We start from the raw sequence: 7,064 nt of genomic DNA on the forward strand, positions 1-7,064 counted from the left end.
AAAGGAGCGATCCTGAACTTTAGTCTTTTTTTATTTTAATGCAAGTCCTAAATACCCTATTGAGTCTATTTAAACTGTTTAATAAAAAATTATTGAGACAATTTAATCCGTAATTAAAACATTGATGGCTTTCATGCTCTGATCTGCAAAATCACCTGCTTTGTAACCCCACACTACAGCGATCATAACAATCATCAATGATTTCTCCGATCCTTTTGGCCGATGACATGGCAAATCAAAATCTGCGTACCGCCTAATGAAACTTTATAAGTAATTTCGATTATAAATTATATTTACAAAAACTTTAATAACTGGAAAAGTTGTATGAAATATCAGTTTTTGTAATCAGCTATAGTTTATTGTACATAGTTTAATATAAAATTTTGTGATCCAACTACATCTACGTAAGCACCTATGATATGTATAAAATAGTTTTTACCGGAGGTCAGGTACAACATCCGGCCGGACAGCATTACCGTACTAAATAATTGATTGGCTACAATGGTTTCATCGATAGGCTGTTCAGAAAGAGGGGCGTCTGTTAGGGCATACATATTGTTGTTACCGGAAGTATTGATCTGCATCCATACGCTACCAACTCCCTGGTCACCTCCACTAACCGACGATGGACTCTGAATATAGCGCCATTTTGATTGGATTTCATACCATCCTGTCTTACCTACAGTATACGGTCCGTATACATAATTTTGATAATACCCTAAAGTACCACTGGCTCCGGAATTATCCCAGGTATAGGTTGTGGAGGGTGCAGCCAATATTCCTGTTTTCCAAGATGCTTTTCCACTGGCATCACTCGTCAAAACTTTATTGTTACCTTGGGTCCCATCTACAATCTGAATCGCTCCGTTCGCCACATTACTATTTATTGACAGCTTAGGAAAAATAGTACCGTCAAATCCTACTACAGTAGGACTGTTAATAAGGACCTGTTGTGATAAATTAGCAATATTCATAATAGGATTATATGTTCCATTGTCAATAGAACCAAACTGAAGAAAATTTCTTCCAGAATAATTAGTTGGATTATTGACATGTCTCATATACATACCTTCAGCAGTGGAATTTGTGCCTTCATAGAACACAACAGAACCATTATTGCTATTCGAATTTGAAGAATTATTCGGTATCGTAGACTGAAAATAAAGCGTGGGACTGTCATGATGCATGAACATATTTCCGCCGTCTACCTGTAATTTCTCTGATGGCGCATTGGTACCGATTCCTACTCTGTTATTCAGCGCATCTACTGATAACGTAGTATCATCCACCGTAAAATGGCTGGTGCCGCCGGTAGGATTTGCACTGAACGCCAAAGTTTTATCTGACATGGCTACGGTACGGTTGGCCGTTAAAGCACCGTCACCATTATAAATATCATTGCTGCTTACGCTACCTCCGGCATTTCCTGTGGTCACTTTCAGCCAAGCCGTTCCGTCAAAAAAGTAATAACCCGCGGCATTGATGTTGGCGGTCTGCCCGGCCGGAGAACCGTTGGCTGCATCCGTCACATAGATCAGGGATCCGGCCTGAGATGCTCCGTAAGCAGCAGCTTTTGCATTCAGATCGGCAAGGGTAAGCCGTGGAGCAATCAAGCCTTCTGCAGTGGTAGTTGATGTGCCGGTGGTACGGGCAGCCACATCCAGCGTTGCCGCCGGAGTCTGGGTATTGATACCCACTTGCCCAAATGCGGATACAGAAAAGAGGCATAAAACCCCGGTAATCATCTCAGTTTTCATTCGATACAAAATTTCGGCAAATATATCGAAATAAAGATGTGATCTGCTATTTTATATTAATTTATTGAAAATCATTCAGTAAGCAAATTTTTAACACCCTGCTTGGTGAGATAATTGATTAGATTGATAAGCAGCAGCCCGCTTACAGAGACTCGTTTTCCTTCTCGTGAAATCTATCCAGATAAGAACGCCAAAATATCACGAAAATGGCTAAAACACCAAATGTGATTCCGAGCCACGGAGTAATTGATATGCCGTACCGGCTGATAAAAAATCCTCCGAAGGCTATTCCTGAAGACACTCCCGAATTTCCGAATGAGGTCTGAAGGCTGTTGGCAAATTGCTTTGCTTTGGGTGCCGCAGAAATCATATACCCTACCCCGATCAGGAAACAAGGTCCGTACATAAATCCCCAAAAGCCCGTAAAAAAGAATCATCCGTATACCTGAGTGCAAAAGGTACCATCAAGACTCCGGTGATAAAAAATAAAGTCGTACGGAACATATTTTTGCCTAATGATCTGCCTGATGCATAACCACCCCCCATAGTGCCGAAGAGCAGCAGTAATATACTGATCTCTTTCTCAATCATGTGCTTTTTCTTTTGTCAGATAATCCGCAAAATACCCGTAAGAGCAGAACCATACGGTAATTAATAACAGATTCAGCAGAGAACGGGGCTGCGTCAATATTGAAAGCTGGTGTTTAAAGGTACGTGGCTGATCATTCGGTAAAGACGGTAAATATCTGATGATCATCAGGAGGGTGACACCTATTACAAGCCCCTGGATAACGTAGGTGGACATCCATGAGTAAATGCTTGCCACGAAAGTGCTTATGGGAATCAGGGTAACCTGTGCGAAGGAAATTCCTCCGATGATGATGGCCGTGAGCTGCATCTGATCTTTCGGGGATGTTCCTTTGATGGCCGCTGCTATCGTCATTGAAAAAAAAAGCAGGATGCAGAAGGGTGGGAAGTACTCTCAGAAGCATTAAAATCCAGAATGAGGATTTTTAAGATCAGAATTCAGTCTTCCGAGATTTGGTAACGGCTTTAATCAGGTTTGATCTTCAGCTTATCTTACCATCATCTTAAAACTTTTTTCAATATTGTTTCCGGCATTGATAACCGATAAAATATAAATGCCTGCCGGTAACTTTCCGTAATAATTGAAGTTCTGCCTGTTTTGCTGTTTTATATTTTCCTGACTTATAAATCTTCCTGCACTGTCATACAACTTAAAACTGCATTTTTCCTTTTCCAGTATTTTTCCCCGAATTGTAAAATTTCCATTATTAGGATTATCAAATAATTGGAGATCGTCAGCCAAAGTTGTCTCAGATGTACCCAGTGTTTTTGACGAAAATTTAGCCAGAAAACCAGCCATTCCGTTCGTTACCGCAGCAGGAAATATAATATTGGGCTGAAAAGCATTGGATTCGGTATACCCCGCCTGCGATGAGGTAAAGCCATACAAGTAAAATGAATCCCCGACATCAGAAAACTTACCGCTCATACCGGCAGACGTAAGGTTAGGATTAGAATGGATGCCGCCATAGTAAGAAGTGAAGATCCGCCCACCGGTAAATGCATCAAACATGGAAAAAACAAGATCATACACTGACTGATTGTTTGGTTTTGCAGATACCAATGCTCCGGGTGTTGAAAAATTGGTACTTCCGTTATGGACATTCGTAACAAGTATTTTACCCTGCTTTACGTCTATATTGGAAAAAGCGCCGAATGCAGGCAGATCATCGCCGGGAGTTCCATAATAAGTTCCCCAGACCCGGTTTCCCGATTGAGGATCAAATTTTGCTAAGAAGAGATCAGATTCTCCGCCCATACTTTGGGCCTGGAATGCTCCTGCACTTGCAAAATAACCATTTGTATTGCCTAGCAGATTAAAAATCCCGCCTAACACGTAAAGTCCGTCAGATGCTGCCACGATGGACTGTGGAGAATTATTCTGAACCATCGGATCCCCATAATAGGTTCCCCATTGTCTGGTTCCATTGGCTGTATTTAGTTTTGTAACCGACATATAAGCTTTGGTCTGCTGATAGGATCCCTGAGTAGCCAAAAGCGACTGGTTAGCATTAATGTCAGAATTGGCCGCTACGTAAAGGTCATTCTCATATACGGAGATCATTGCAGGACCGAAAGCGGGCAAATAGGTTGCCCAAATCTTCTGACCCTGGGCGTTTAATTTCGCAACATAGACATTGGTCAGGTTGGTATTCCCCGGGGTGTTTACCGTAGTAAAAGCTGAAAATGCAGTTCCTGCATCTGCTAAGGTCTGCCATAATGTTTGTCCGCAGATATAAATATTACCGGATGCATCCGTTGCTATACTCTTAAGGTAAGACTCTTCATGATAAGGAAGATTTGGAACATACGTTCGCCATAAAAGAATGCCGTCATCAGAATATTTTTCAAGCATCATATTTCTGATATTAGCGTTATTAGCCGGTTCCACAGGATTACCCAACCACGCTCCGGGAGTGGGTGTTCCCGTGTTTGCCATTGCGAAATAATTACCGTTCTTCTCACGATGGACTATCTTCTTTACCGTTCTGTACTCAAACTTCTGCAATGATGCTGTCGGATTAATAATCGCTGTAAAATTATTTGTGTTTAACGCATTGATGTTGCTTTGAAAGCCCTGGGACCCTAAGGTGATGAACTGATTGTAATATGATGCGGTCGCTGATGGATACGTGCTTCCGCTCAGTCCGTCGACAATTACCTGTTGCTGATTGTTTTCATAGAACTGAAGCGGTCTTGTATCAATGCCTCCGAGATACGTTCCCCAGACTCTTTCATAATTAAATGTCTGGGCGGTAGCTGATACCGCCACAAACAAAAAAAACAGGTATTTGATTGATCTCATAACATAAAATTTATTGTACGGTTATCCACAGATCGCCGCCAAATGTAAATGCATTTGCGCTGAAATTATAAGTCGTAGCACCTAATGTCCCGCTTCCACTAATATTTGCGGGAGTACCGCCACAGGCAGGATAAAATCCTACGGAGCCACCTAAGGTAGGTGTTATAGTCCCAGGATTGCTAGGATCTTTCAACTCAAATTTCATATACTGCCATCTCGACTGTGCCTGTACAAACGGTGGAATTCCACTTGCTGTAATATATGCTGTGCCTGTGTACCAAGTATCAAAAGGATAAGAATTAGGTGGAGTTGCTGTCGAAGCAGCAGCAGCATAGGTGGTGTAATCTGCGAATCCTCCTGCAGGAAGTGGTAATCCGGAGGGAATACCTTGGATACTTGTGCTACAGGTCGAAGGAACTATTGTAAATAAAGTAAAATATAAATCCAAAGAATGATTTGTATTATCATTAAAAATATGAAGGTTTCCTCCACCGTTTTGTGCAGAAGAATATAAACTTCCTATTGCTGCTAGAAATGTAAAATTTTTTTTCATGGTTTAAATTAAAGAGTTTGATTGTTTTTAGCACGTTTCTCATTGTAAATCTTTACAGCCCACTTCAGAATCAATTCCCTGTCACCTTTAGCCTGATTCCGTATTTGCCTTTCAGATGCTCCTGATGACTTAATAAGTTCAAGAGCAGAAGGGATCAAGATATCCTTTCTTCTGTCACTTAATTTAAGAGATTTTTGATTCCTCAGTTCTTCTTCAGAGGGAAGATTTTCGGGATTTGATAAACTTTTGATTGCCTTTTCAAAGTTCAGCACCTCTGGAGACTTATGATTTTCCAATGCGTTAACAGTCGTCATTTCATTGCTGCAAGAGGTTAAAAAACAAATAGCAGCAACAAAAAAAATTGCTTTAATTTCATATGGTTATTATTTTATAAAGTTATAAATATTTTTTTAAAACTCATGTATTAAACTCAAAAATGTGTGATAAATTATAATATATCATAAAGCATACTTCATTTTGTTTATCAGAAACTTAAATGCAGATAGAAATAATTTGGAAGCATGTTTGTTTCTTATAATTTTATTTTTATTCTTTGGTTTAATTATAAATTTCATCTGGGTATTACCAAGATCAGTATTCCATCTTGAATTATCAATATCCAAATAAGACAGAGTGCTTCTCAGCCATTTACCACAGATATTGACCGGCCATTCATCCTGCTTGCTTTATGATCCTTTTTAGGAAATTTGAAGATGACCATTCGCATAATCAACGGATTTTTATTCCATTCGGATCCGCTTTAACAAATCGCGCGGTCTTTTCAGTGTATCGTCCAATCATCCGGTACCGGGGAAAAATTTACAACATCCGGATTCCCAATTTAATTTTCCGGGATTTCCGGAAAAAGAATCTTATTTTTTCTGGTCAGTGTGATTTATTTTAAATTTATAATTCACACCTATGATATTTATTTTATATTTGTATTATTAATCATAAACAAAATTTATAAAATAATCGATAATATTATTAGCTGATGAAGCAATTATTTAAATCCGATTTCTTGTTCTGACCTTGACGAAGGTGCTGTAACAGAAAGAAGTGAGAATGCCAATAGTTGAAAAAAGAACAATCCTATTATCAGGATATCCTGACAATCGTTTAATTTATGACAATAAAGGCTTGGTTACATCAGATAATGGTTTTAGATTTGATTATAATGATATTTGTATAACTTAATTTGAATGACAGCATTTTAACACTTTAAATTTACCTTATCATGAAAAAACAAATCTTTATAGCGGCAGTGTTTCTGGCAGCAACTGTTTTAGGAACCCACAAGGCTCTGGCACAAAATTCCGGACAGGCCACTACCTCCGTCAACATTGTTTTGGCAGATGTGCTTTCCATGGATGTAGGAACTGTTGCTTCAGGAGGCACTGTAGATTTTAATTATTTGAATACAACCGACTATAATTCTTCAAAAAATGTGACGGTACCGAATAGTTTGGTTATCATTTCCTCCAAAAATTTCGATGTAAAAGTAAAATCTGAAGGCGCAAACTTTGTAAGCGGTGCAAACCTGATTCCTGTAGATATATTGCAGGTAAAAGCAATACCGGGCGGAAGTTTAACGGGAACCATGAATGAGGTTACTTTATCCCCAACCGATCAGGCCCTGGTAAGTAATGCAAATTCAGGTTCAAAACAATCTTTAAATATTGCTTATTCCATTTCAGCGGAAAAAGCATCAAAGGTACTCCTGGGAAAACCTAAGGGGACCTATACGCAGATGGTAACTTATACTGCTACAGCTTTATAATAGAGCAAGCAGCCATTTTATATAAGCCCTCAGCACCTTCAGGTGTTGAGGGCTTTTTAATTTGATATCGCCCTGTAGTTA

7 protein-coding genes are annotated in these 7,064 nt (G+C 39.4%); 1 reads left to right on the top strand and 6 read right to left on the bottom strand.

The window, feature by feature from the left end; genetic code table 11:
- Positions 1-356 precede the first annotated feature (356 nt).
- The 6 genes from CHA01nite_RS20025 to CHA01nite_RS20050 form a co-directional block, all read right to left on the bottom strand.
- Positions 357-1,757 (bottom strand): phage tail-like protein, encoded by a 1,401-nt coding sequence (locus tag CHA01nite_RS20025; RefSeq protein ID WP_146944719.1) that lies wholly within the window; start codon positions 1,755-1,757, stop codon positions 357-359.
- Positions 1,758-1,899: 142 nt separating this feature from the next.
- A complete protein-coding gene (locus CHA01nite_RS20030; RefSeq protein ID WP_146944721.1) occupies positions 1,900-2,163 on the bottom strand; it encodes an MFS transporter in 264 nt (87 codons plus the stop codon).
- Positions 2,164-2,340: 177 nt separating this feature from the next.
- The gene (locus CHA01nite_RS20035) at positions 2,341-2,700 is read right to left on the bottom strand and encodes an MFS transporter (protein WP_146944723.1); all 360 of its coding nucleotides are present in this window, start codon (positions 2,698-2,700) and stop codon (positions 2,341-2,343) included.
- A 132-nt stretch (positions 2,701-2,832) separates the two neighbouring features.
- The gene (locus CHA01nite_RS20040) at positions 2,833-4,650 is read right to left on the bottom strand and encodes a T9SS type A sorting domain-containing protein (RefSeq protein ID WP_146944725.1); all 1,818 of its coding nucleotides are present in this window, start codon (positions 4,648-4,650) and stop codon (positions 2,833-2,835) included.
- Positions 4,651-4,660: 10 nt separating this feature from the next.
- Positions 4,661-5,203 carry a hypothetical protein gene (locus tag CHA01nite_RS20045; protein WP_146944727.1) on the bottom strand — a complete coding sequence of 181 codons (543 nt, stop codon included), beginning with the start codon at positions 5,201-5,203 and terminating at the stop codon, positions 4,661-4,663.
- 8 nt (positions 5,204-5,211) lie between these two features.
- Positions 5,212-5,517, bottom strand: coding sequence for a hypothetical protein (locus CHA01nite_RS20050; protein ID WP_146944729.1), 306 nt, complete (start codon positions 5,515-5,517; stop codon positions 5,212-5,214).
- Between the two features lie 923 nt (positions 5,518-6,440).
- Between CHA01nite_RS20050 and CHA01nite_RS20055 the strand changes: the two genes are divergently transcribed.
- The gene (locus CHA01nite_RS20055; RefSeq protein WP_146944731.1) at positions 6,441-6,983 is read left to right on the top strand and encodes a peptidoglycan-binding protein LysM; all 543 of its coding nucleotides are present in this window, start codon (positions 6,441-6,443) and stop codon (positions 6,981-6,983) included.
- Positions 6,984-7,064 lie beyond the last annotated feature (81 nt).

Origin of the sequence: Chryseobacterium hagamense, assembly GCF_007991455.1 — a bacterium.
Classification (GTDB): domain Bacteria; phylum Bacteroidota; class Bacteroidia; order Flavobacteriales; family Weeksellaceae; genus Chryseobacterium; species Chryseobacterium hagamense.